The 23,822-nt window shown below is 74.1% G+C and carries 21 protein-coding genes and 1 pseudogene; 14 read left to right on the top strand and 8 right to left on the bottom strand.

From position 1 onward, the window contains the following. Position 1 precedes the first annotated feature (1 nt). From QSK03_RS21530 to QSK03_RS21515, 4 genes are all read left to right on the top strand, one after another. Positions 2–1,588: a long-chain-fatty-acid--CoA ligase gene (locus tag QSK03_RS21530; RefSeq protein WP_285656497.1), complete on the top strand. Its 1,587-nt coding sequence runs from the start codon at positions 2–4 to the stop codon at positions 1,586–1,588. Continuing rightward, positions 1,585–3,156, top strand: coding sequence for a class I adenylate-forming enzyme family protein (locus tag QSK03_RS21525; protein WP_285656494.1), 1,572 nt, complete (start codon positions 1,585–1,587; stop codon positions 3,154–3,156). The genes QSK03_RS21530 and QSK03_RS21525 overlap by 4 nt, the downstream gene beginning before the upstream one ends. Further along, positions 3,153–3,935: an enoyl-CoA hydratase/isomerase family protein gene (locus QSK03_RS21520; protein ID WP_285656492.1), complete on the top strand. Its 783-nt coding sequence runs from the start codon at positions 3,153–3,155 to the stop codon at positions 3,933–3,935. Before QSK03_RS21525 ends, QSK03_RS21520 begins: the two co-directional genes overlap by 4 nt. 92 nt (positions 3,936–4,027) lie before the next feature. Further along, positions 4,028–4,528: a universal stress protein gene (locus QSK03_RS21515; RefSeq protein WP_285656489.1), complete on the top strand. Its 501-nt coding sequence runs from the start codon at positions 4,028–4,030 to the stop codon at positions 4,526–4,528. Positions 4,529–5,504: 976 nt separating this feature from the next. Here the strand turns inward: QSK03_RS21515 and QSK03_RS21510 are convergent. Continuing rightward, positions 5,505–6,875, bottom strand: a complete 1,371-nt coding sequence (locus QSK03_RS21510; RefSeq protein WP_285656488.1) for a M20/M25/M40 family metallo-hydrolase — start codon at positions 6,873–6,875, stop codon at positions 5,505–5,507. Positions 6,876–7,050: 175 nt separating this feature from the next. Between QSK03_RS21510 and QSK03_RS21505 the strand changes: the two genes are divergently transcribed. The 7 genes and pseudogenes from QSK03_RS21505 to QSK03_RS33185 all read left to right on the top strand — a co-directional run. Then, positions 7,051–8,175 carry a sodium:calcium antiporter gene (locus QSK03_RS21505; RefSeq protein WP_285656485.1) on the top strand — a complete coding sequence of 375 codons (1,125 nt, stop codon included), beginning with the start codon at positions 7,051–7,053 and terminating at the stop codon, positions 8,173–8,175. Positions 8,176–8,222: 47 nt separating this feature from the next. After that, entirely contained in the window at positions 8,223–8,489 is a 267-nt protein-coding gene (locus tag QSK03_RS21500; protein ID WP_285656482.1) for a hypothetical protein, read from the top strand. A gap of 2 nt (positions 8,490–8,491) precedes the next feature. After that, positions 8,492–9,781 carry an aspartate aminotransferase family protein gene (locus QSK03_RS21495; RefSeq protein ID WP_285656479.1) on the top strand — a complete coding sequence of 430 codons (1,290 nt, stop codon included), beginning with the start codon at positions 8,492–8,494 and terminating at the stop codon, positions 9,779–9,781. Positions 9,782–9,821: 40 nt separating this feature from the next. After that, positions 9,822–10,766 carry a Dyp-type peroxidase gene (locus tag QSK03_RS21490; protein ID WP_285656476.1) on the top strand — a complete coding sequence of 315 codons (945 nt, stop codon included), beginning with the start codon at positions 9,822–9,824 and terminating at the stop codon, positions 10,764–10,766. Positions 10,767–10,799: 33 nt separating this feature from the next. Then, positions 10,800–11,657 carry an SDR family oxidoreductase gene (locus tag QSK03_RS21485; protein WP_285656474.1) on the top strand — a complete coding sequence of 286 codons (858 nt, stop codon included), beginning with the start codon at positions 10,800–10,802 and terminating at the stop codon, positions 11,655–11,657. A gap of 159 nt (positions 11,658–11,816) precedes the next feature. Beyond that, positions 11,817–13,025: a cytochrome P450 gene (locus tag QSK03_RS21480; RefSeq protein WP_285656472.1), complete on the top strand. Its 1,209-nt coding sequence runs from the start codon at positions 11,817–11,819 to the stop codon at positions 13,023–13,025. Positions 13,026–13,137: 112 nt separating this feature from the next. Further along, positions 13,138–13,236: pseudogene (locus QSK03_RS33185) on the top strand (YrhK family protein); the annotation flags it as partial. Positions 13,237–13,288: 52 nt separating this feature from the next. Here QSK03_RS33185 and QSK03_RS21475 read toward each other — a convergent pair. Continuing rightward, entirely contained in the window at positions 13,289–14,662 is a 1,374-nt protein-coding gene (locus QSK03_RS21475) for a chloride channel protein (protein ID WP_285656469.1), read from the bottom strand. A gap of 126 nt (positions 14,663–14,788) precedes the next feature. Here QSK03_RS21475 and QSK03_RS21470 point away from each other — a divergent pair, with 126 nt between their 5' ends. Beyond that, on the top strand, positions 14,789–15,484 hold the full coding sequence (locus QSK03_RS21470; RefSeq protein WP_285656467.1) for a DUF4386 domain-containing protein: 696 nt from the start codon (positions 14,789–14,791) through the stop codon (positions 15,482–15,484). A 124-nt stretch (positions 15,485–15,608) separates the two neighbouring features. Here QSK03_RS21470 and QSK03_RS21465 read toward each other — a convergent pair whose 3' ends face one another. Further along, positions 15,609–16,490, bottom strand: coding sequence for a methylenetetrahydrofolate reductase (locus QSK03_RS21465; protein ID WP_285656465.1), 882 nt, complete (start codon positions 16,488–16,490; stop codon positions 15,609–15,611). A gap of 152 nt (positions 16,491–16,642) precedes the next feature. Here QSK03_RS21465 and QSK03_RS21460 point away from each other — a divergent pair, with 152 nt between their 5' ends. Together QSK03_RS21460 and QSK03_RS21455 are read left to right on the top strand one after the other, a co-directional pair. Beyond that, on the top strand, positions 16,643–18,118 hold the full coding sequence (locus tag QSK03_RS21460) for a class I SAM-dependent methyltransferase (RefSeq protein WP_285656459.1): 1,476 nt from the start codon (positions 16,643–16,645) through the stop codon (positions 18,116–18,118). A gap of 2 nt (positions 18,119–18,120) precedes the next feature. Further along, complete coding sequence (locus QSK03_RS21455) at positions 18,121–19,176, top strand: uroporphyrinogen decarboxylase/cobalamine-independent methonine synthase family protein (RefSeq protein WP_285656457.1); 1,056 nt, start codon at positions 18,121–18,123, stop codon at positions 19,174–19,176. Between the two features lie 3 nt (positions 19,177–19,179). On the opposite strand, the gene QSK03_RS21450 is transcribed toward QSK03_RS21455, so the two are convergent. From QSK03_RS21450 to QSK03_RS21430, 5 genes are read right to left on the bottom strand one after another with little or no spacing between them, the layout of a single operon-like run. Next, positions 19,180–19,974, bottom strand: coding sequence for an aldo/keto reductase (locus QSK03_RS21450; RefSeq protein ID WP_285656455.1), 795 nt, complete (start codon positions 19,972–19,974; stop codon positions 19,180–19,182). Between the two features lie 22 nt (positions 19,975–19,996). After that, the gene (gene mtnA, locus QSK03_RS21445; RefSeq protein WP_285656452.1) at positions 19,997–21,028 is read right to left on the bottom strand and encodes an S-methyl-5-thioribose-1-phosphate isomerase; all 1,032 of its coding nucleotides are present in this window, start codon (positions 21,026–21,028) and stop codon (positions 19,997–19,999) included. 46 nt (positions 21,029–21,074) lie between these two features. Continuing rightward, positions 21,075–22,094, bottom strand: coding sequence for an amidohydrolase family protein (locus QSK03_RS21440; RefSeq protein ID WP_285656450.1), 1,020 nt, complete (start codon positions 22,092–22,094; stop codon positions 21,075–21,077). Beyond that, a complete protein-coding gene (locus tag QSK03_RS21435) occupies positions 22,094–22,864 on the bottom strand; it encodes an NAD(P)-dependent oxidoreductase (protein ID WP_285656448.1) in 771 nt (256 codons plus the stop codon). The genes QSK03_RS21440 and QSK03_RS21435 overlap by 1 nt, the downstream gene beginning before the upstream one ends. Then, positions 22,861–23,820: a VOC family protein gene (locus QSK03_RS21430; RefSeq protein WP_285656445.1), complete on the bottom strand. Its 960-nt coding sequence runs from the start codon at positions 23,818–23,820 to the stop codon at positions 22,861–22,863. The genes QSK03_RS21435 and QSK03_RS21430 overlap by 4 nt, the downstream gene beginning before the upstream one ends. Positions 23,821–23,822 lie beyond the last annotated feature (2 nt).

Below are 23,822 nucleotides of genomic sequence, written 5' to 3'. Positions count from 1 at the left end.
GATGACGCCCCTCGCCCCCGAGATCGCCGAGAACCTCGTCCACCGCGTCAACGTCGGCGACTCGCTGACCCGCACCGCGTCGCGGCACCCCGACCGGACGGCGATCGTGGACGGGGAGCGGAGCTGGACCTACGCGGCGTTCGACGCGTGGGTGAACCGCCTCGCCCGGGGCCTCGCGGCCCGGGGGTACGGCCGCGGTGACGCTCTGGCCCTCGCCGCGGGCAACAGTGCCGAGTTCCTGGTCACCTACTACGCGTGCGCCAAGCTCGGCGTCGTCTGCGTGCCGGTCAACCTCGGGTGGCGCTGCGACGAGGTCGCCTACGTCCTGCAGGACTCCGGGGCCCGCGGGATCGTCGTCGAGGCGCAGCTGGTCGACGCGCTCGCGTCCGCCGTCGAGCAGTCGCCGGGCGTCGCGGACGTGATCGTCGCGCCGGGCACCGGCGCCCCGGCCGGCGGTCACCTGCTCCTCGAGGACGTCCTGGACGCCGACGACGGCGCGCCGGAGGTCCTCGTCGGCGACCGCGACCCCATCACGTACCTCTACACCAGCGGGACGACGTCGGCGCCGAAGGGTGTGATCGGCAACCACCTCGCGATCTACCTCGAGTCGATCACGATGGCCCTCGAGGCGAAGTTCGACGAGAACGACCGCTTCGTCGCGATGCTGCCGATGTTCCACACCGCGCAGCTCAACACCCACTGCACGCCCGCGATCATGGTCGGCGCGACCATCCACGTCCTGCGGGCCTTCGACCCGGCGACGCTGCTCGCGATGATCGAGCGCGAGCGCATCACCCAGATCTTCGGGCTGCCGATGATGTACCGGGCGATGCTCGACCACCCCGACCTCGCCACGCGCGACGTCTCCAGCCTGCGCCGGGCGTGCTACGCGATGGCGCCCATGCCCGAGGCGCAGGTCCGGCGCGCCATCGAGGCGTTCGGCTGCGACTTCTACCTGCTGTTCGGCCAGACCGAGATGAGCCCGACCGCCACCCTGTTCCGGCCCGAGCACCAGCTCACGCACCCCGGCGCCGTCGGCACGCCGGTGGTCAACGTCCAGATGGCGATCATGGGCCCGGACGGCGAGCTCCTCCCCCGCGGCCAGGAGGGCGAGATCGTCTACCGCGGGCCGCACACGATGACCGGCTACCTGCACCGGCCCGAGGCCACCGCGGAGGTCTTCGCCCACGGCTGGTTCCACTCCGGCGACATCGGCCGGGTCGACGACGACGGCATCCTCTGGTTCACCGACCGGTCGAAGGACGTCATCAAGACCGGCGGCGAGAACGTCGCGTCGCTCGAGGTCGAGCGCGCGCTCTACGCCGACCCGGTCGTCGGCGAGGTCGCGGTCCTCGGCCTGCCCCACGAGCGGTGGAGCGAGGCGATCACCGCGGTGGTCGTGCCGGCGACCGGCGCCGACGTCGACCCCGAGACGCTCGTGAAGGAGCTGGGCGGCCGGCTCGACCGCTACAAGCTGCCGAAGTCGGTCATCGTCGTCGACGAGCTCCCGCGCACGTCAACCGGCAAGATCCAGAAGAACGTGCTGCGCGAGCGCTACGCCGGCCACTACGAGGGCGAGGGGTCGTGACCGTCGGGCCCGGTGACGTCGAGGCCGCCACCGGCATCACCGTCGACGCCCTCTTCCGGCGCGCGATCCGGGTGTTCGCCGACCGGGTCGCGGTCACCTCCGACCGGCCCGAGGACGGGACGCCGTGGACCTACCGCGAGCTCGGCGAGCGCGCCGACGCCCTCGCGGCCGGCCTGCACGACGCCGGGCTGCGCCGGGGCGACCGGCTCGCGGTCCTGTCGGAGACGCGGCCCGAGTACGTGGAGCTCTACGTCGCGGCCGCGCGGCTCGGCGTCGCGCTGATCACCCTGAACGTCCGGCTGCACCCCGACGAGCTCACCGCGATCGTGCGCTCCGCCGGCCCGGTCGCCGTCGTGACCACCGGGGCGCTCGCCGACGCCGCCGCGGCGATCCGCGACCGCACGCCGTCGGTGAAGGCGTGGTTCTGCACCGAGCCGCGGTCCGGGTTCCGCGACCTCGCGGAGCTGCGCACCGCCGGCGCGCCCGTCCCCGAGCCCGCGGCCCGGCCCGACGACCTGCACGTCGTGCTCTACACCTCGGGCACCACCGGGCCGCCCAAGGGCGCGATGATCACCCAGCAGGCCGCGGCGGTCCGCGGGCTCCGGCTGGCCCAGTGGTTCGCCCTGACCCCCGACGACGGGTTCATCGGGTGGCTGCCGATGTTCCACTGCGCCGGGGACGAGTCGCTGTACGGCACGCTGCTCACCGGCGGCCGCTTCGCCTGCCTGCGCCGCGCCGACCCCGCCCGCATCCTCGACCTCGTCGAGCGCGACCGGCTCACCTGGACGCTGCTGCTGCCCGGCGTGATCACCGACGTCCTCGCCGAGCCGGTCGGCGACCGCGACGTCTCGTCGTTCCGGTTCGCGATCGGCTACGCGAACATGATGCCCGGCGTCGTCACCCAGCTGACCGCGAAGTACGACATCGACTTCGTCGACGCGTTCGGCCAGACCGAGACCAGCTACGTCCTCGTTCACGGGTGGAGCGGGCCCGGCGAGACGCCCCACCTGCGCAAGACGCCCACCCCGCTCGTCGAGGTCCGGCTCGTCGACGCGGACATGGCCGAGGTGGACGTCGGCGTCCCCGGCGAGTGCGTCGTCCGCGGTCCCGGGCTGATGGCCGGCTACCTCGACGATCCCGACGCCACGGCCGACGTCTTCCGCGGGGGCTGGCTGCACACCGGCGACGTGCTCGCGCGCGCCGAGGACGGCACCCTCGCCTTCGTCGACCGCGTGAAGTACCTGATCAAGACCGGCGGCGAGAACGTCTACCCGGCCGAGGTGGAGCAGGCGCTCGCCGGCCACCCCGCGGTGCAGGAGGTCTGCGCGTTCGGCGTCCCCGACCCGCGCTGGGGCGAGACCGTGAAGGTCGCGATCGTGCTGGCCCCGGGCGGCGAGATGAGCGTCGACGAGGTGGCCGCACGGTGCCGCGAGCGGCTCGCGGGCTTCAAGCGGCCGCACTACGTGCAGTTCCTCGCCGCCGAGGAGCTGCCGCGCAGCACGACCGGCAAGCTGCAGCGCCACGTCCTCGCCGAGCGGGGCGCGACCGCGGAGGAGTACGTGGGATGAGACCCGCCACGACCGACCTGCAGATCACCGACCGCGGACCCGTCCGTGTGCTGGCGATCGACCGCACCGCCCGCCGCAACGCCCTGAGCACCGGCACCGCCGCGGAGCTCGAGGCCGCCGTCCGGGCCGCCGGCGACGACCCCGCGGTGCGCGCGGTCGTGCTCACCGGCACCGGCGGGCACTTCTCCGCGGGCGGCGACGCCGACGACATCCTCACCCACATCGCCGAGGACGACCCGGAGCTCCTGGCGCTGATGCGCGCCTTCCACCGCCTGGTGGTGGAGATCTGGGAGAGCCGCCTGCCGATCGTCGCCGCGGTGTCCGGGGTCGCCTACGGCGGCGCGGTGAACCTCGCGCTGGCCTGCGACCTCGTGGTGCTCAGCGCGGACGCCCGCCTGTGCCAGGTCTTCGTCCGGCGCGGCGTCGTGCCCGACGTCGGCGGCGCCTGGCTGCTCCCGCGCCTGGTGGGCCTGCAGAAGGCGAAGGAGCTGATGCTGCTCGCGCCCGAGATCGACGCCGACCACGCCGCCCGGCTCGGCCTCGCGAACGCCGTCGAGCCCGACGCGGAGGCCGCGCTCGAGCGGGCGGTCGCGCTGGCCGAGCAGCTCGCCGCCCTACCGCCCTACACCGTCAGCCTGGGCAAGAAGCTGCTCAACCACTCCGCGGACGACGACCTGCGCGGCTCGCTCGAGCGCGAGGCCGTCACCCAGGCCGCGGCGCTGCGGTCCCGGCCCGCGCAGGAGGGGTTCGAGGCGTTCCGCCGCAAGAGCGCCCGCTGAGGGCCGGCGCACGACCTCACCGCGCCCCGACACCGGCCTGCCGGGGTCTAGCGTTGCCGTCGACGACACGCGACCACGAAACCGGTGCTCCCGTGACCCGCTCCACGCCCGACGGCTCGTGGTCCCCCGACCCGGCCGAGTTCGAGCTGGGCACCGACGGCCACGGCACGGTGGTCGTCGGGGTGGACGGCTCACCGACCTCCCACCGCGCGCTCGCCTACGCCGCCGGACAGGCCCGCCGCCAGCACGGGCGGCTGGTGGTGGTCTACGTGCGCTCCCACGCCGGCGGCTGCGGGTTCGAGGCGGGCCTGGTCAACCAGGCGGACATGGCCACGGCCGCGCTGGTGACCCAGGAGGAGATCGCGGCGGAGCTGCGCGCCGAGGTCGCGCACCTCGCGCGGGCCTGGCACGTCGCCGGCACGCTCGTGCTCGGCACCGGCGACCCGGCGAAGGAGCTGGCGAAGGTCGCCGACCGGGAGCACGCCGACCACGTGGTCGTCGGCTCCTCGACCCGCCTCGGGCACCGTCTCGCGGGATCCATCGCCATTCGGCTGGTGCGCAACTGCGGCTGGCCCGTCACCGTGGTGCCCTGACGACGCGGGAGGGGCGGTCGCATGGCACCCACGGCCAGGTTCGCCCGCCTCCGCGCCCGCACCGAGGGGACCGCCGCGCACCGCGTCGTCATCGGCGTCCTCGCGCTCGGGCTCGTCGTCGAGGCCACCCACCAGATCGTCTCCGGGCCCCACCCGGCCGACCTGCCGATCGTCGACGACTGGCTGCACAGCGCGCTCATCCTCGCCTCGGCCGCGGTCTGCGTGCGGGGCGCCCGCCGGCGGCGCACGAGCGCGGCCCGGGCGGCGTGGTGGTGCTTCAGTGCCGCGCTGGTCCTGTTCGGCCTCGCCGAGGTCCTGTGGAGCGTGCTGTACGCCGACGGCGGCGACGTGCCGACGCCGAACCCCACCGACCCGCTCTACCTCGCCACCTACCCGCTGTTCATGGCCGGCCTCGTGATGATGATCCGGGCGCGGGTGGACGGCGGCATCCCGTGGCACCGTTGGCTCGACGGCTTCATCCTCGTGCTCGTCGTCGCGACGCCCGGCGTCCTGGTCGTGATCGTGCCGGTGCTCCAGGCCGCGCCGATCGATACCCTGGGCAAGGTCGTGACCGTCGCCTACCCCCTCGGCGACGTGCTGCTGCTCGGCGCGATGCTCGGCACGCTCCCGCTGATGTCGTGGCGCCTGGCGGGCAGCTGGCCGTGGGTGAGCACCGGGCTGATCTGCCTGACCGTCGCCGACGCCGCCTACAGCCTCACGGCCGCCGACGTCGTGTCCCACGACGGGCCCTACGACTTCCTGTGGAGCGCCGGCGCGCTCGCGTTCGCCGTCGGCGCGACCCGGCTGCCCGCCGGGGCCCGGCCGCCCCGCGAGATCACCGGCTGGGGGGCGATCGCCCTGCCGCTGGGCGCGCAGGTGGTCGCCGTGGCCACGCAGGTCTACGGCTGGTTCCGGCCCCTGCCCGCCGCGGAGCGGCTGCTGACGATCATCGTGCTGCTCGTCGGCATCGTCCAGATCATCGCGTCGCGCCCCCGGCCAGCGTATGCAGCAGCATGGTCTCGGCGAGCACGCAGCGTCCGAACATCCCCAGGTGCAGGCTCTCGTCCACCCCGTGCCAGCGACTTGCCGGGTCCCCGACCCCCGTCACCATGACGCTCGCCCCGGGGAAGGTCCGCGCGAACTCGGCGATGAACGGGATCGACCCGCCCATCCCCATCTCCACGACATCGTTGCCGAACGCCGCCGCCAGGGCGTCACGCGCGAGGTCGTAGACGTCACCGGTGGGCTCGAGCGCGAACGGCTCCGCCGACGCCTTCGTCGACACCGCGAGGTGCGCGCCCCACGGCACGTGGCGGCGCAGGTGCTCGGTGACGGCCTCCACGGCGCGCCCGGCGTCGTCGCCCGGCGCGAGCCGGACGCTGACCATCGCGCGGGCGCGGGGCAGCAGCACGTTCGCCGAGCCGTCCACCGCCGGCGCGTCGATGCCGAGGACGGCGATCGCCGGCTTGTGGGCGAGACGCTCGGGGATCGTGCCGGTGCCGAGCAGCTCGACGCCGTCGAGCAGGCCGGCGTCCCCGCGGAACGTGTCCTCCTCGGTGTCCGGGGCGTCGGAGGAGCCCTCGACGAGCCCGGGCACCGCGACCGAGCCCTTGTCGTCGTGCAGGGTGGCGAGCAGGCGGCACAGTGCGGTGAGGGCGTCGCCGGCCGGGCCGCCCCACATGCCCGAGTGCACCGCGCGCTCGAGCATCGAGACCTCGACGACGATGTTGGCCAGGCCGCGCAGGCTCGTGGTGAGCGCGGGGACGTCGACCGCGGCGTTCGCGGCGTCGGCGATGACGATGACGTCCGCGGCCAGCGACGCGCCGTGCTCGGCGAGCAGCGCCGACAGCGTCGGCGAGCCGGACTCCTCCTCGCCCTCGACGAACAGCACGACGCCGACCGGTGGCGTCCCGCCGAACGCGCGCAGCGTGGCGAGGTGGGTCATCACGCCGGCCTTGTCGTCGGCGGCGCCGCGCCCGTAGAGGCGGCCGCCGCGCTCGTCCGGCTCGAAGGGCGCCGTCGTCCACAGCTCGTCGCCGCCGGTGGGCTGGACGTCGTGGTGGGCGTAGAGCATCACCGTCGGCGCGCCGTCGGGCGCGGGCCAGTGCGCGACCACCGCCGGCGCCCCGCCCTCGGCCTCGGCCTCGAGGACGTCGACCGTCGCCGCGCCCGCCTCCCGCGCCAGCGTCGCGACGGCGTCGGCGCTGCGCCGGGTGTCGTCGGCGTGCGCCGGGTCGGCCCAGATGCTCGGGATGCGCACCAGCGCCTCGAGGTCGGTGCGGGCGCCGGGCAGCACCGCATCCACCGCGGCGCGCAGGCCGGCGGGCGGTTCCGGGAGGGAGGACATGCCCGCCAGCCTAGATTCGCCTGCCTCATCGAGCCCGTGATCGTCACGGTCCGAACGGAGAGTTTCGCCCGGGCGAAGGATGGACCAGGGTCGACCTGTTGCGCGTTCGGGTGGTCCCGATCACCATCGTGCCCGACGCGATCTCATCCGACATCGGCGTAGCTGGGAGTGGCCCGTGATACCTGTGCTCGAGTTCGTCCTCGGCATCGCGGTGCTGGTCTACAGCGCCGAGAAGCTCATCGGTTATCTCGTCGGCGTCGCGAGCCGATGGGCCATCTCGCTCTTCCTCATCGCCGTGGTCTTCACCGGCATCGAGTTCGACGACCTGGCCTTCGGCATCGTGCTGAACCTCGAGGACCTCAGCAACGTCGCCCTCGGCACGGTCATCGGCACAACGGTCGCCATGACGGGCGTCGTGCTCGCCATCGCCGCGATCGTCGCGCCGACGCCGGTCGACGTACCGACCAGCTACCTCGTCCTGTTCGTCGCCGCGCCGGTGGTGATGTACGCGTTGGCGCTCGCCGGCGTGCTCACCATCCTCACCGGCGTCGTGCTGGTGCTGCTGTTCGTCGCGTTCGTCGGCTGGGTCGCGTACCGCGAGTACTCCTCGCGGCGACCGGTGTGGCGCAACGCGGAGCTCTACGAGCAGATCGACAACGTCAAGGTCGGCGCCGCCACCGGTGGCGGCGGGACGGCCACGGCGACGCTGACCGGGGGCGGCGACCGCAGCAGCGACGACGCTCCGTCGAGCACCGGCGGCGGGCACCGCGGCTTCGACCTGCCGGAGGACCTCAAGGTCGACCAGGGCTTCCTCAAGGCCCGGGCGCAGTCGCCCGCCGTGACGATCCTGTTCGCTGTGATCGCGCTGATCGGCCTCGTCGTCGGCGCCGTGGTCGCCGGGCAGGGCACCGAGGGGATCCTCGACGAGTTCGCCATCGACGGCACCGTCTTCGGGGTCACCATCGCGACGCTCGCGCTCTCGATCGAGGACATCTTCCTCACCGCCGAGCCGCAGCGCCGCGGCGCGCCGGAGATCGCGATGGCGAACGTCGTCGGCAGCGTCGTGTTCTCCGTGACCGGCAAGCTCGGCATCATCCTGCTCGTCGGCGGCGCGATCACCGTCGACCAGTCCGTGCTGGTCTGGCACCTGCCGGCGCTCATCGCCATGACGCTGATCGCCGCGCTGTTCATCTCGAGCGGGCGGCTCCTGCGCTGGCACGGGTTCGTCCTGCTGGGCCTGTACGTCATCTACTTCATCACCAGCCTCGTGTCCTTCGGCGGCGTCCCCCTCGACGACTGAGCTGTACCCGAGCAACCCGAACCCTGGAGAAAGGGCGTAGTGCCGTGATGACGAAGGACCGCATCGGGGCCGGACTGGCGGTCGTCGCCGCGATCATCGGTCTCGTGCTGGTGTTCAGCTACCGCGACGTCAGCGCCGCGGCCGGCGGCGACGACGATGACGACGGCCCCGCCGCCCCGCCGTCGGTGAGCCAGATGGCGCCGGCACCGGCCGTCCCGGGCCAGGTGCAGCAGCCCGCGCCGGGCCAGCCCGCGCAGCCGGCCCAGCCCGCCCAGCCGGCCCAGCCCGACAACGACGGGGACGACGACGGCTGACGATGAGCGCTCCCGATCCCACCGAGCACCTCGTCCGCTACGGGGTCCCGTTCGCGCCCGAGCTCGTCGAGCGGGCGGTGGGCTCGCGAGTGGTCACGCGCGGCGGCCTCGAGCTGGTCGACTTCACGTCCGGCCAGATGAGCGCCGTGCTCGGTCACGGGCACCCGGAGATCGTCGAGACCGTGTCCCGGGCGGCGGCGACGCTCGACCACCTCCACAGCGGCATGCTCAGCCCGCCGCTGCTGGAGTTCGCCGCCGCCCTGACCGGCACGCTCCCGGCGTCGCTGTCCAAGGTCCTGCTGGTCAGCACCGGCGCGGAGTCGAACGAGGCCGCGCTGAAGATGGCCAAGCTCGCGACGGGCAACTACGAGATCGTCTCGTTCGACCGCTCGTGGCACGGGATGACGTTCGGCGCGGCCGCGGCGACGTTCTCGGCGGGCCGTCGCGGCTACGGCCCGACGATCCCCGGCAACCTCGCGCTGCCCACGCCCGACGCGTACCGCTCGCCGTTCCGCCACCCCGACGGCGGCCACGACTGGGAGACCGAGCTCGACCACGGCTTCGACCTCGTCGACCGGCAGTCGACGGGCAGCCTCGCGGCCTGCCTCGTCGAACCGATCCTCTCCTCGGGCGGGATCATCGAGCTGCCGCCGGGCTACCTCGCGAGGCTGCGGGCGAAGTGCGCCGAGCGCGGCATGCTGCTGATCGCCGACGAGGCCCAGACCGGGCTCGGGCGCACCGGCACGATGTACGCGTTCGAGCGCGACGGCGTCGCCCCGGACATCCTCACGCTGTCGAAGACGCTCGGCGCCGGGCTGCCCGTCGCCGCCGTCGTCACGTCGCCGGAGATCGAGCAGGTCTGCCACGAGCGCGGCTTCCTCTTCTACACGACCCACGTCTCCGACCCGCTCGCGGCGTCGGTCGCGCACACGGTGCTGCGCGTGGTGACCCGCGACGGGCTCGCCGAGCGCGCCCGGGTGCTCGGCGATCAGATGCGGGCGCGGCTGCTGGCCCTGCAGGACGAGGTCGAGGAGATCGGCGACGTCCGCGGCCGCGGCCTGCTGCAGGGCGTGGAGCTGGTGACCGACAAGGAGTCGCGCACCCCGGCGGTCGAGCTGATCGGCGAGCTGACCGAGGACTGCCGGCGCCGCGGCCTGCACGTCAACATCGTGCAGCTGCGCGGTCTCGGCGGGATCGTGCGCATCGCCCCGCCGCTGACGATCTCCGACGACGACCTGCACCTCGGCCTCGACGTCCTCGGCGAGGCCCTGCGCGCGGTGACGAAGCACTAGCGCCTGGGATCACCGCCCGAGATCGGGCAGGGTGAGCGCCATGGGTTCACCCACCACGAGCTCACCCGAGCCCCAGGCGATCCTCACCCCGCTGACCGAGGCCTCGATCTTCCTCACCTTCGTCGTCGAGCCCGGCGCGGAGGACGCGGTGCGCGACGTCCTCGCCGACGTGTCGGGCCTCAAGCGCTCCGTCGGCTTCCGGCTCCCCGAGGGCGCGCTCACATGCGTCGTCGGCGTCGGTGCGGCCGTCTGGGACCGCCTGTTCGGCACCCCCCGGCCCGCCGGGCTGCACGAGTTCCGGGCGCTCGACGGCGACCACCACGCGCCGTCGACGCCCGGCGACCTGCACGTGCACCTGCGCGCCCGCCGCCTCGACATGTGCTTCGAGCTCGCCCAGCTGCTGACGACGCGGCTGCGCGGCCACGCCCGGATCGTCGACGAGGTGCACGGGTTCCGGTTCTTCGACGAGCGCGACCTGCTCGGCTTCGTCGACGGCACCGAGAACCCCGACGGCGCCGCCGCGGCCCGCGCCGTCCTCGTCGGCGACGAGGACCCCGGCTTCGCGGGCGGCAGCTACGTCGTGACCCAGAAGTACCTCCACGACATGGCCGGCTGGAACGCCCTGTCGACCGAGGAGCAGGAGAACGCGATCGGGCGCACGAAGCTGCAGGACATCGAGATGCCCGAGGACCGCAAGCCGCCGGACTCGCACATCGCCCTGAACGTGATCGAGGACGACAAGGGCCAGCAGCTGCAGATCCTGCGGTTCAACATGCCTTTCGGGCACGTCGGCACCGACGAGTACGGGACCTACTTCGTCGGCTACGCCCACGACCCCGCGGTGATCGAGAAGATGCTCGAGAACATGTTCCTCGGGACGGCCGACGCCCACCACGACCGGATCCTCGACTTCTCCACCGCGACCACCGGCAACCTCTACTTCGTGCCGACCGCGGATTTCCTCGACGACCCGCCGAGCCCTTGACCTGAACCTCCGTTCGCCTCCGAGGGTCGGGGCATGAACGGACAGCAGCCACGGACCGTCCTCGTCACCGGCGCGACGGGCACCGTCGGCCGGCACCTCGTCACCGCTCTGCTGGACGCCGACGTGCGGGTCCGTGCGCTCGTCCGGCACCCCGGCACCGCCCGGTTCCCCGCCGCCGTCGAGGTCGTCCGCGGCGACCTCCTGGTCCCCGACGACGTGGCCCGCGCGGCCGCCGGCGCCAACGCCGCGTTCCTGCTCTGGCCGGGGCTCGACGGCACCGGCGCGGACGCCGTCGCCGGTGCCCTCGCCGCGCGCGTCGACCGCGTCGTGTACCTGTCGGCCGCCGAACTGCAGGACGATCGGGTGGGCCCGAAGGACGGCGCCTGGGCCGACGTCGAGGCCGCCCTCCGGGCGACGGGGGTCGGCGCGACGTTCCTGCGCGCCGGCGGGTTCGCCGCCAACACCCTCGGGTGGGCGCCGGCGATCCGCGCGGGCGAGCCCGTCGCCCTGCCCTTCCCCGAGGCCGTGCGGTCGCCGGTGCACGAGCGCGACATCGCCGACGTCGCCGCGGCCGCACTGCAGGACCCGCGCCACGCGGGGACGGCCTACGAGATCACCGGACCCGAGCAGCTCACGATGCGCCGCCAGGCCGAGATCGTCGCCCCGGGTGGCATCGTCCGCCATCAGGCACGGGCGGAGGCCGAGGCGGAGATGGCCACGATCATGGGGCGGGAGTACGCGAGCGCGGCGCTGGCGTACTGGGCCACGCTGGAGGCCTCGCCGGAGCGCGTGAGCGACGACGTCGAGCGCGTCCTCGGCCGTCCGGCGCGCACCTACGCGGCCTGGACCCGTGATCACGCCGACGACTTCCGGCTCGCCCACGCGAAGTGAGGACGGGCAAGATCCAGATTTGGTGAGCAGACGTTCCGCTGAGCGGAGCGTTCGCTCACCAGCTCCGGATCTTACTGAGCCTCGTCACCCACCGCACCCTCGACGTCACCCCTAGCGATTAGTTAGCCTATGCACATAGTCGCGAGCGGTGGAGGTGCCATGAGCGTCGAGGCGCAGGTCGACACGCCGGCCTACCCGATGGCCCGGCAGTGCCCGTTCGACCCGCCGGCCGAGCTGGACACGATCCGGGAGCAGGAGCCGGTGCGCCGGGTGCGGCTGTGGGACGGCAGCACGCCGTGGCTGGTGACGCGGCACGACGACGTCCGGGCGGTGCTCGCCGACCCACGACTCAGCTCCGACGCCACCCGCGAGGGCTACCCCGCCACGTCCGCGGGTCTCGCCACGCGGCGGCGCGCGGTGCCGTCGTTCATCTCGATGGACGACCCGGAGCACGCCCGCTACCGCCGCATGCTGATCCCGGAGTTCACCGTGCGGCGCGTCGAGGCCCTGCGCCCCTCGATCGCCGCGATCACCGACGACCTGCTGGACGGGATGGCCGCGGCGACGCAGCCGGTCGACCTCGTCGAGTCGTTCGCGCTGCCGCTGCCCTCGCTGGTGATCTGCCGGATGCTCGGCGTGCCCTACGACGACCACGCCTACTTCCAGCGGCTCTCGCACTGCCTGGTGGACACGCGGTCGGCCGCCGACGACCAGCTCGCCGCCGCCGTCGAGCTGAAGGACTACCTCGCCGGCCTCGTCGCCGACCGCGAGGAGGACGCGCCCGACGACGTCCTCGGGCGCCTCGCGGGGCAGGTCGCCGCCGGCGAGCTCACCCGCGAGGAGGCCGGCGCGATGGGCATGCTCCTGCTCGTCGCCGGCCACGAGACCACCGCGAACATGATCGCGCTCGGGACGCTCACGCTGCTCCAGGACCCGGCGCAGGCCGCCGTCGTCCGCGACGGCGAGGACGCGACCGTGCGCACCGCGGTCGAGGAGCTCCCGCGGCTGCTCACCGTGGTGCACCTCGGGCGTCGGCGCGTGGCGGTCGAGGACGTCGAGCTGCGCGGGGTCACCGTGCGCGCGGGCGAGGGCGTGATCGCCGCCGGCGAGGCGGCCAACCGCGACCCGGAGACGTTCGACGAGCCCGACCGGCTCGACGTCCACCGCGCGCCGAACCCGCACGTCGCCTTCGGCCACGGCATCCACCAGTGCCTCGGCCAGCAGCTCGCCCGCATCGAGCTCCAGGTCGCCTACCCGGCCCTGCTGCGCCGCTTCCCCGGCCTGCACGTCACGGCGCCGGTCGACGACCTGTCCTTCCGCGACGACATGGCGGTCTACGGCCTGCACGCCCTGCCCGTCGCCTGGTGATCCGCGCCGGTGTCACCCCGCGCGGGTGAGGCCCCAACGGCCTGATCCGGCGACCGTTCCGCACGTGCTCCTGTTCCTGTACCTGCGCCACATCAGCAGGACCGCCCACGACATGCCCTGGGTCCACCTCGGGATCGGGCTCATCGGCAACTTCGCCTTCGTCGTCGGCAGCATCTTCTTCCTCTATCCCTCGCTCACCCGGGCCGGGACGTGGCTCTTCGTCGTCGCGTCGTGGGGCCTGCTGATCGGGGTCCTCGGCGAGATCATGGTGCGGGTCGAGGCGAGGCGTCGGATCGCGGATCGGGTCGAGCACCTGATGGCGGAGCCGACGGGTCTTCCCGTCGAGACGCGCTCGGCCGAGGGGCCCGCAGGCGTGCCGTCGCCAGATGGGACACCACGACCGCCACGATGACCACGGGGGTGACGGCGAGCCCGTCGGCCCCGAGCAGCAGCACCGCCAGCAGCACCGAGGTCAGCGGCAGCCGCAGCATCGCGACCGCCATGGCGCCGATCCCCATCGCGACCGCGGGCACCAGCGACATCCCCGGCAGCGGCGCGACGGCGATCCCGCCCGCGGCGCCGAGGAACATCGCCGGGAAGATCGGGCCGCCGCGGAAGGCGGACAGGGACACGGCGTAGCCGACGGCCTTGGCCGCGAGCAGGAGCAGCAGGGCGCCCGTGGAGTAGGTCGCGGCGCTCGCGAGCAGGCCGGGCAGCTGGTCCTGGCCGGAGAAGAGCACGTCGGCAACGGGCTTGCCGGTGAGCAGGCCGTAGAGCCCCGCGAGCAGCGCGACCACCACGCCGACGGCGCCCGTGAGCAGCACCGGGGACCGCTCCACGATCGTGCGCACGCCCAGCGCGGACCGTGCGATCGCCGTGCCCAGGACGGCGGCCGCGATGCCGATGACGACCGCCCACCCGAACTGCGCCAGCTCGGGGCGCGCGAACGCGGGCAGGTCGGGCAGGGCGAGCGACACCGGCCCGAACCCGGTGAGCGTCCCGAGGCCCACGAAGATCAGCGAGCCGATGCCGGCGGCGAGCAGACCAGGGAGCAGGACCAGGCCCATCATGCCGCCGCCGATGCCCGCCGCCTCCATCAACAGGAAGGCGCCGAGCAGCGGCGAGCCGAGCAGGGTGCTGATCGCGGCGAAGCTGCCGGTGCTCGCGACGACGGCGACGACCCGCTGGTCGGGCGTCCCGCGGGCGGCGCGCAGGGCCAGCACGGCCAGCCCGCCACCGATGGCGATGAGCGGCGCCTCCGGCCCGAGCACGGCGCCGAACACGAGCGTCGCGAACGCGGCGAGGATGACGCCGGGCAGCTCCCGCGGGGTCGGCGGCGGGTGCTCGCCGAAGCCGTCGGCCGGCGAGGCGCCGCCGTGGCCGGGGAGGTAGCGCACGGTCGCGCCGACGAGCAGCCCGCCCACCGCGAGCCACGGTTGCGGCCACCAGAGCGGGGCGACCGCGAACCCGAGGGCGGATGGGAGGTCGGTGAACAGCAGGTCCTGCAGCGCGTGCACGGCGGCGAGGAAGCCGTACGCGAGCGCCGAGATCGGGATGCCGAGCAGCACCGCGACGAGCAGGAGGCGCAGGTAGGCGGGCGAGCGGAGCAGGTCCGCCGGGGAGCCGTCCGGGTCCATGGCGCGACTCTCGCGGCCCGGACCCGGCCCGCCATCACCCGCGACGGGCGAGACGTTGACAGACCGTGCTCACCTCGTAATCATGACAACTTGTCATGATGACACACAAGAACGGAGATGGTCGCCATGACCACGACGACGGCCGACACCGCCGCAGACCGCACGGCGCGCCCCGGCACGGGCGGTCCGCCGCTGTGGCTCCCGGCGCTCGCCTCCCTGGTCCTCACCGTGGCGGGGGCGGCGCTCTACGCCGGCCCGCGCCCCGGGGCGGCGCCGGGGACGGCGCTGGCGCTGCACCAGGCGGGCGGTCTCGGCGCCGCGGTGTCGACGCTGCTCCTCTTCTCGTCCGCCGCTCCGCTCGCCGTGCTCGCCGCCGCGTTCCACCAGCGCCTGCAGGTGCTCGGCGTCCGGGTCGCCGGCCCGACCATCGGGCTCGCCGGCGGGCTGCTGGCCGCCGCCGCGATGGCCGCGAGCGGGCTGGTCGGCGCGACCGCCCTCGCCGTGGCCCCGGCCGGCGACGCGGGCGTCGCGGCCGCGCTCGCGCAGCTGAGCTTCCTCGCCGGCGGCCCCGGCTTCGCGGTGCCGTTCGCGCTGCTGCTCGCCGGCGTCGCGGTGCCGTGCCTGGTGCTCGGTCTGCTGCCGCGCTGGGTGGCCGTCGCCGGGCTGGTGCTGGCGGGGCTCGGCGTCGTCGCGGTGCTCGTCCTCGTGCTGCCCGCCCTCGCGCCGGTGCTGCCGGTGGTCCGGTTCGGCGGGCTGCTCTGGCTGATCGGCGTCGGTGTCGTCCTGCCGCGCCGGCGCGCCGCGGCACGGCGAACCGGCTGACCCGCATCGGAGGAGCGTGTCCTCGGGACACGGGTCGCCACACCGCTGTCAGGGCGCCCTCGACGACCGGGCCGGGACCGGGACGATCCGGGAAGTGCGTGGTCGGTACCGCTCGCTCTGCGTCTCACTCCCCGTCCGTGACGGGCCCGCCCTCCGCGATCGCGCGGGCCCAGCGGGCCGTCGGCACGACGGCACCGAACGGGAAGAAGTGGACACCGGAGATCAGGTTCTCCGGGTCGGCGGCGACGGCCCTGGCCAGCCCGAGCAGGGTCTCCGCGGGTCGGTAGGTCCGGGTGGTGGCGAGCTTGAGCACGCTGCCGGTCTGCTTGCGCAGCACCGCGAGCGACGGCCCGACGCCGCACGAGAGGCCGAACTTCAGCAGCCGCGCCGGGGACGTCAGCCCGGGCAGCCCCACCCGGACGGGCAGCGTGATGCCCGCGTCGCGCATCCGGCGCTCCCACCCCAGGACGGGGTCCGCGGCGAAGGCGAACTGCGTGACGACGTAGAGCCGCAGACCCTCCTCGCGGGCGATCTTGTCCTTGCGCGCGAGGGCGTGGTCGACGGCGCCCTCGTCGACGCCGGGGTTGCCCTCCGGGTGGCCCGCGACGCCGACGCTCGCGAAGCGCCGGCGCCGGAACGCCTCCGACTCGAGCACCTGGATCGTGTTCTCGACCGCCCCGGCCGGCGCCCGCGACCCGGCGATCAGCAGGAGGTCCGCGACCCCCGCGTCGGCGAGCCGCCCGAGCGTGCGGTCGAGCGCGGGCAGGTCCGGGATCGACCGCACGGCCAGGTGGACGACGGGCCGCAGGCCGTGCCCGGCGATCCGGCGGGCGGCGTCGAGGCTCGGCTCGAGACCGAGCGGCGCCAGATCGGTGACGAACACCGAGGTGCCGGCCGGGAGCACACCGGCCACCTCGTCCAGGGTCGCCGTCTCCCGCGGGGTCACCTCGATGCTGGCGTCACCCGTCAGCCGTTGGGCGGCCGCAGCGACCGGGTCGTTTCCCATGGTCGCGAGTCTCGCCGTCGGGACCCGCCCGCGTCGTCGTGCGCAGCCACAACACCGCACGCCCGTTTCCTGTGGTCGCCGACGATGACGCACGCCACACCGCGGCCGCAGGCTGTCGAGGAAGGACCGCCCGGGGAGACGAGGAGACGCGGATGCTCGTGGACTTCCGCCCGCACGCCCGCCTGCGCAGCCGCACGAGCCCGGTGACGGTCGAGGAGTCGCTCGGCCCGGTGGTCGGCGCGCTCGGCGAGAGCGACACCGACCTGTCGCGCGTCCGCGTCGTCTGCGACTGGGTGCAGTACAAGCAGAACTTCCGCGACGTCGTGGAGGTGCGGCCGATCCTGTCCTCGACGCCGGACGCACCGCTCCCCGAGGGCGTGCGCGACGACGACCTCGAGGTCGCGGTCGACGTGCGCCGCGCTGCCGGCGTCGACCTCCGGGCGACCACGCGCGCTGCGCTGGAGACCCGCGAGACGCCGGACGTCGTCCTCGAGGACTGGGGCCCGACCCGCGAGAGCTGCATCTGGGGCTTCAACGCCCTGTACTGGACCGCGCTCGAGCAGTGGGAGAAGGCGACGGGCCAGGCCTACGAGCAGGCGCTGCCGGGCGGGGAGAGCGACGCGCGCAACCACGACGCCGCCCGCGGCGTCATCCGCGAGCTCTTCGCGGTCTGGGACGGCCTGGCCGACCGCGGCGCGCTGCCGCCCGAGCTCTACGTCGTCGAGATCGGCGTCGGCAACGGCGCGCAGGCCCGGGTGTTCCTCGACGAGCTCCGCGAGCTCGACGTCGAGCACGGCCGCGGGTACTACCGGCGCCTGCACTACCTCATGTGCGACTACTCGCCGCACGTCCTCGACCTCGCCCGCGAGACCGTCGCCGAGCACGCCGAGCACGTCAGCTCGTTCGTCATGGACGCCTGCAAGCCGCGGTCGGTGCTGGCATTCCTGCAGTTCCGGGTCTTCCTGATCTACATCTCGAACGTCTACGACAACCTGCCGACCGACGAGGTCGCCCAGCTCGGCGGGCGCACCTACCTCGTCGAGTCCCGCGCGTTCCTGCCCGCCGCGGACGCCGCCGAGATCGCCGCGTCGGTGAACGCGCGGCCCGACCAGCTCGGCGGGCTCGTCCACGCGCTGCTGCGCCTCGGCCCGACCCTGCTCGCCGAGGCGCGGCCTGACCACGTCTCCAGCCCGGAGGACGCGGTCGAGTTCTGGCGCCGGACGTGGTCGGCGGTCCGCCTCGCCGAGCGCTACGCCGGGCTCGCCGGGCTCGACACCTACGAGCTCTCGCCCACCGTCAACGGCGAGGCGCTGCGCCCGCTGCTGGAGTCCGGCGCGGACGTCCGCATGCACGTCAGCAACGGGGCGGTGGCGAGCTTCACCGAGACGATCGGGCTGCTCCACCCCTTCGGCAAGCTCGTGTGCCACGACCTCTTCGCGCGGGACGTGGGCGCGTACCGCACCGGGTTCCGCGGCCCGGGCAAGTACGACGGCTCGGTCGTGAACTGGGTGAACGGTCCGCTGCTCGCCCATATCGGCCGGCGGCGCGGGTTCGACGTCAGCTACGCGCCGTTCGCCCACCGCACCGGCACCAACATCGTCACGATGACCGCGCAGGTGAGGGACTGATGATGCCGACCTCGCTCCTCCCGACCACCGTTGTCGGCTCCTGGCCCGTGCCGGAGTGGCTCGAGCGCCTCAAGACCGACTGGTTCCGCAGCCGCATGAGCCGCACCCAGCTCGACGGGGTCCACGACTGCGCGGTGACCGCCGCGATCAAGGACCAGGAGCTGACCGGGCTCGACATCGTCACCGACGGCGAGCTGCGTCGCGACAACGACGTCGACTACCTGCTCGCGCGCATCCCGGGCATCGCGATCCCGCAGCCCGCGAAGGACTTCTACTACGACTACTACGACGCGTGGGTCCGCACCTCGCCGGTCGCGCCGGTCCCGCCCGACGACGCCGGGCTGGGCCTGGACGCGGACCTCGCCTTCACCCGCGCGCGCACCGACCGGCCGGTGAAGTTCTCGCTGACCGGCCCGTTCTCGCTCGCCCACCGCGTCAGCGACACCGTCCACGACGACCCGGCGGAGCTGGTGCGCGCGATCGCCCGCGTGCTCGGCGGGGTGGCCGGGGCGCTCCGGGACGCGGGCGCCGACGTGCTGCAGATCGACGAGCCGTTCCTCGCCGGCTACCCCGAGCAGGTCGGCCTCGCCGTCGAGGCGATCAACATCGTCACGCGCGACGTCGGCACGACCGGCAGGGACGTCACCTGGGCACTGCACGTCTGCTACGGCAACCGCTACGCCCGCCCCCTGTGGGAAGGGCACTACGACTTCCTGTTCCCCGCCGTGCTCGACGCGCACGTCGACCAGCTGGTGCTGGAGTTCGCGCGCAAGGGCGACGAGGACCTGCCGGTGATCGCCCGCTCCGGGTGGGACCGCGCGCTCGGGCTGGGGGTCATCGACGTCAAGTCGCACACCGTCGAGACGCCCGAGCTCGTCGCGGCGCGCATCCACCGGGCGCTCGACCTGGTGCCCGCCGAGCGTCTGGTCATCAACCCCGACTGCGGCCTGCGACACCTGCCGACGGCGGTGGCGACGGCCAAGCTGCGGGCGATGGTCGAGGGCACGGCGCGGGTGCGCGCGGAGCTGGGGGCCGTGCCGGGGCTGGTGCCGGCCTGACCCTCAGAACCACCGTCGCATGGCGCTGAGCTCGAGCACGTCGCGGCGCGAGAGCGTGAACTCGGTGGCGCCGAGGTTCTCGCGCAGCCGCTCCGGGCTCGACGCCTTCGGGAAGACGATCAGCCCCTGCTCGAGGTGCCAGCGCAGCACGACCTGGGCCGGGGTGCGGCCGACCCGCGCGGCCACCCGCCGGGCGACGGGGTGGTCGACGAGGCGGCCCTCGCGCAGCGGCCCCCACGACTCGGTCGCGATGCCCCGCCGGCGGTGGTGGGCGCGCAGGGCCCGGTGCGGCGTGCGGGGGTTGACCCGGATCTGGTGCACCGACGGCACGACGCCGGTCTCCGCGACGAGGTGGTCGAGCTGCCGGCGCTCGAAGTTGGAGACGCCGATCGAGCGCACACGCCCGTCCGCGCGCAGCGCGGCCATGGCCCGCCAGGCGGCGACGTCGCTGTCGGGGCCGTCCGGGCCGGGGCGGTGGATGAGGAAGAGGTCGACGTGGTCGGTCCCGAGCCGCTCGAGGCTCGCCTCGAGCGCGGCGATCGCGGCGTCGTGGGAGTGCTCGGCGTCGTGGAGCTTCGTCGTGATCCACACGTCGTCGCGCGGCACACCGGCGTCGCGCAGGCCCTGCCCGACCCCGGCCTCGTTGCCGTACTGCTGCGCGGTGTCGACGTGGCGGTAACCCGTCGCGAGGGCCGCGGCGACCAGCGCGGCGGTGTCCTCCGGGGGCACGTGGTAGACGCCGAGCCCGAACTGCGGGATCGCGGTGCCGTCGTTGAGCGTCAGGGAGGGAGTCGCCATCACGGGCCTTCCTACCCGCCTCCTACCGACTCAGCGCCTTCTCCCCCGCCCAGGCCCCGCCGCGGAAGGTCGAACCCTCGGTGACCACCGCGGCCAGCAGCGCCGCGGGCGTCACGTCGAAGGCGGGGTTGTAGACGGGCGTGTCCGGCGGCGCCGTGACGACGCCGGCGAACCCCCGGACCTCGTCGGCCGCGCGCTCCTCGATGACGATGTCCGCGCCCGAGGCCGTCGTGCGGTCGACGGTGGCCTCGGGCGCGACGACGACCACCGGGACGCCGTGCTGCGCGGCGGCGCAGGCCAGCGCGTAGGTGCCGATCTTGTTGGCGACGTCGCCGTTGGCGGCGATGCGGTCGGCACCGACCACGACGGCGTCGACGAGCCCCCGCGCCATCGCCGACGCCGCCGCCCCGTCGACGAGCAGGCGGTGGGCCACGCCCATCTCGCGGAGCTCCCACACGGTCAGCCGCGCGCCCTGCAGCAACGGGCGGGTCTCGCACGCGAGGACCTCCGCGACGCGGCCCCGCTCGGCGAGCTCGCGGACCGCCCCCAGCGCGGTGCCCCAGGTGACCGTGGCCAGCGCGCCGGCGTTGCAGTGGGTCAGCAGGCGCAGCGGGCAGTCGGGACCGAGCGCGGTCAGCACGTCCGCCGCACGGGTACCGAGGCGGCGGTTCGTGGCCTCGTCCTCGTCGAGCACCGCGCAGGCCTCGGCGACCACGGCGTCGGCGCCGTCGTCGAGCCGGGCGAGCGCCCGCTCGACCCCGCGGCGCAGGTTCACCGCCGTCGGGCGGACCGCGGCGACCCGTTCCGCCTCGGCCCGCACCGTGTCGGGGTCGCCGGGATGCCGGCGGGCGGCGAGCGCGACGCCGAGCGCCCCGGTGGCGCCGAGCGCCGGGGCGCCGCGGATCGTCAGGTCGGCGATCGCGTCGATCAGCGTGTCCACGCTCGCCAGGCGCCGCACCCGGTACTCGCCGGGCAGCGCGCGCTGGTCGATCGCCAGGACGGCCGCCGCGCGGTCCGGGCCGTCCCCCTCGTCCCAGTCCACCGTCCTCGCCATGCCGACCAGCCTCGCCGCCCGCCCCGCGCGGGCACCAGCCCCGGGGTCAGCGGCCCTGCTCACGCAGGAGGGCGTCCAGCCGGGGGTAGACGCGGCGGGCGTTGCCCTCGTAGACCCGGGCGCGGTCGTCGGGGGCGAGGTCGAGGGCGTCGACGTAGCGGCGGGTGTCGTCGAAGTGGTGCCCGGTCTGCGGGTCGATCCCGCGCACCGCCCCGACCATCTCGGAGCCGAAGAGGATGTTGGCGTGGTCGATCACGCCGAAGAGCAGGTCGATGCCGGGCTGGTGGTAGACGCAGGTGTCGAAGAAGACGTTGCCCATCAGGGCCTGCTCGACCGCGGGCCGGTCGAGCATGTCGGCCAGGCCGCGGAAGCGACCCCAGTGGTAGGGCACCGCGCCGCCGCCGTGCGGGATCACCAGCCGCAGCCCGGGGAAGTCGGCGAACAGGTCGGCCTGGAGCAGCTGCATGAACGCGGTGGTGTCCGCGTTGAGGTAGTGCGAGCCGGTGGCGTGGAAGTTCGGGTTGGTCACCGCCGAGACGTGCACCATCGCCGGCACGTCGAGCTCGACCATGGCCTCGTAGAACGGGTACCAGGCCTTGTCCGTCAGCGGCGGCGCGGTCCAGTGGCCGCCCGAGGGATCGGGGTTGAGGTTGACGCCCACGAACCCGAGCTCGGAGACGCAGCGGCGCAGCTCGCCCACCGCGTGCTCGATCGGCACGCCGGGCGACTGCGGGAGCTGACCGACGCCGGCGAAGTGCCGCGGGAAGAGCCCCACGACGCGGGCGATCAGGTCGTTGCAGGCGCGGGTCCACGCGGCGCTGACGGCCTCGTCGCCGACATGGTGGCCCATCGCCGACGCGCGCGGCGAGAAGATCGTCAGGTCGATGCCGCGCTCGGCCATGAGCCGCAGCTGGCTGCCCTCGACGCTCTCCCGGATCTCCTCATCGGTGATCTCCGGGTAGAGCGGGGCCGGCGTTCCCGCGTCCGCCGCCGCGGTCTGGGCGGCGCGCCAGTCGGTGTGGGCCGCGGGGGCCGTCGTGTAGTGACCGTGGCAGTCGATGATCATCAGGATCCTCCGTCCCGCAGCGCGGCGAGCAGGTCGTGGGCGGCGGTGGCGCTGCGGGGCGCGACGCCGAGCTCGCGCAGCTGCTGTGCGGCCGCGGCCATCTCGTCGGCGCGCCGGCGCGCGTGGCGGCGGGTGCCGTCGACGAGGCGGTCGATCGTCGCGGCGTCGAACCCGGCGAGCTCGGCGGCGACGTTGCCGGCGAGCCACTCCTCGCAGCCCGCCGCCCGCGCCCCCTCGAGCGCCTCGACCACCGCGGCCGCGAGGCCCTTGTAGAACACGCTGCGCAGCAGCTTGCGGGAGATCGCGGTCCCGGCCGGGCCCGGCTGCACGGTGACGTCGGCGCCGAGTGAGCCGAGCAGATGCGCGTACCGCGCGGCGCCCTCCCCGCTGACCAGCATCGGCGTGCGCAGGCCCTTGCCGGGCACCGGCGACATCAGGGCGACGTCGACCACCGCGACCCCGTCCGGCGCCGCGTCGACGAGCGCCGCCTTCGTCCCGGGCGAGGCGGTGTTGAGGTCCGCCCAGACCGTGCCCGGACGCAGGCCCGCGGCGGCGTTCGCCAGGGCGTCGAGCGCGTCGTGGGAGCTGTTGACCGACAGCACGAGGTCGGCGTCGCGGACCGCGTCGGCCTCGTCGACCCGCGCGCTGATCATGTCAGCCGGTGTCACCTTCGGGTCGTAGCCGCGCACCTCGGCGCCGGCGGCGACGAGGTCGGCGGCGATCTCCCACCCCGCCTCACCGAGGCCGAGCACGGCGACGGCGGTGCTCACGAGGCGACGCCCTCGACCGGCGGCGTGCCGTGGGTGTGGAACGACGCGATCGTCTGCAGGCCCCAGGCCTGGCCCTTCGCCCGCTCGGCCTCGGTCCAGTCGACCGGCTCCCAGTCCGGCGCGAGGACCAGCCGCGCGCCCGCGTTGCACAGCTCGATGCGGTTGCCGGCGGGCTCGTAGACGTAGAGGAAGACCGTCTGCTGGATCGCATGCTTGTGCGGGCCGGTCTCGATGAACACGCCGTGGTCGATCGCGATGTCGGCGGCCCGCAGGATGTCGGCGCGGCTGTCGACGGCGAAGGCGATGTGGTGCAGGCGGCCGGCGGTGCCCGTGCGGTCGCGGGTGTAGACCGCGTCGTAGCCCTTGTTCGTGAAGGTCGTCCAGCTGCCGGCGACCGACCCGTCGTCGAGCACGATCTGCTCGGTGACCATCGCGCCGAGCGTGTCGCGCAGGTAGTCGCGGTTGGTCTCCACCTCGACACCGAGGTAGTTGACGTGGTCGAGGCGCCGCACGCACACCCCGCGGCCGGGGTAGGCCTGGGCCTGGTTCTTCAGCGACGGCGCGAGCTCCGCGGGCGCGCGGTACCACTCGCTCTCGTAGTAGATCCCGACCTCGTGGCCGTCGGGGTCGGTGAACAGGTACGTCGGTCCGGTGCCGGGGTCGCCGTCGACCCAGCCGAGGCCGTGCCCGGTGGCCTCGATCGCCGCCACCCGGCGGTCGAGGGCCTCCGGGCTCGCGGCGCGAAGGCTCGTGCGCCCGATCCCGGAGGTCGCGTGCGGGGTGAGCTTGAGCGTCGTCTGCTCGTAGTCGTCGAACGCGCGCAGGAGCACCGAGTCGCCGACGGTGCCGTTCACCGTGAGGCCGAGGTAGTCGGTGAAGAACGCGACGCTCTCCTCGAGCACGGGCGTGCGCAGCTCGAGGTGGGCGAGGTGGGCGACGTCGTGCAGGGGCGGCACGG

The organism is Actinomycetospora sp. NBRC 106375, from assembly GCF_030269665.1.
In the GTDB taxonomy this organism is placed as follows: Bacteria; Actinomycetota; Actinomycetes; order Mycobacteriales; family Pseudonocardiaceae; genus Actinomycetospora.
Note: the sequence above shows the minus strand (reverse complement) of the source record. Positions and strands in the feature narration are given on the sequence as shown.

Coding starts and splice junctions, on each gene's coding strand:
- QSK03_RS21530 (WP_285656497.1), top strand. CDS start 2: ATGACGCCCCTCGCCCCCGAGATCGCCGAGAACCTCGTCCACCGCGTC.
- QSK03_RS21520 (WP_285656492.1), top strand. CDS start 3,153: ATGAGACCCGCCACGACCGACCTGCAGATCACCGACCGCGGACCCGTC.
- QSK03_RS21510 (WP_285656488.1), bottom strand. CDS start 6,875: ATGTCCTCCCTCCCGGAACCGCCCGCCGGCCTGCGCGCCGCGGTGGAT.
- QSK03_RS21500 (WP_285656482.1), top strand. CDS start 8,223: ATGACGAAGGACCGCATCGGGGCCGGACTGGCGGTCGTCGCCGCGATC.
- QSK03_RS21495 (WP_285656479.1), top strand. CDS start 8,492: ATGAGCGCTCCCGATCCCACCGAGCACCTCGTCCGCTACGGGGTCCCG.
- QSK03_RS21490 (WP_285656476.1), top strand. CDS start 9,822: ATGGGTTCACCCACCACGAGCTCACCCGAGCCCCAGGCGATCCTCACC.
- QSK03_RS21485 (WP_285656474.1), top strand. CDS start 10,800: ATGAACGGACAGCAGCCACGGACCGTCCTCGTCACCGGCGCGACGGGC.
- QSK03_RS21480 (WP_285656472.1), top strand. CDS start 11,817: ATGAGCGTCGAGGCGCAGGTCGACACGCCGGCCTACCCGATGGCCCGG.
- QSK03_RS21475 (WP_285656469.1), bottom strand. CDS start 14,662: ATGGACCCGGACGGCTCCCCGGCGGACCTGCTCCGCTCGCCCGCCTAC.
- QSK03_RS21470 (WP_285656467.1), top strand. CDS start 14,789: ATGACCACGACGACGGCCGACACCGCCGCAGACCGCACGGCGCGCCCC.
- QSK03_RS21465 (WP_285656465.1), bottom strand. CDS start 16,490: ATGGGAAACGACCCGGTCGCTGCGGCCGCCCAACGGCTGACGGGTGAC.
- QSK03_RS21460 (WP_285656459.1), top strand. CDS start 16,643: ATGCTCGTGGACTTCCGCCCGCACGCCCGCCTGCGCAGCCGCACGAGC.
- QSK03_RS21455 (WP_285656457.1), top strand. CDS start 18,121: ATGCCGACCTCGCTCCTCCCGACCACCGTTGTCGGCTCCTGGCCCGTG.
- QSK03_RS21450 (WP_285656455.1), bottom strand. CDS start 19,974: ATGGCGACTCCCTCCCTGACGCTCAACGACGGCACCGCGATCCCGCAG.
- mtnA (WP_285656452.1), bottom strand. CDS start 21,028: ATGGCGAGGACGGTGGACTGGGACGAGGGGGACGGCCCGGACCGCGCG.
- QSK03_RS21440 (WP_285656450.1), bottom strand. CDS start 22,094: ATGATCATCGACTGCCACGGTCACTACACGACGGCCCCCGCGGCCCAC.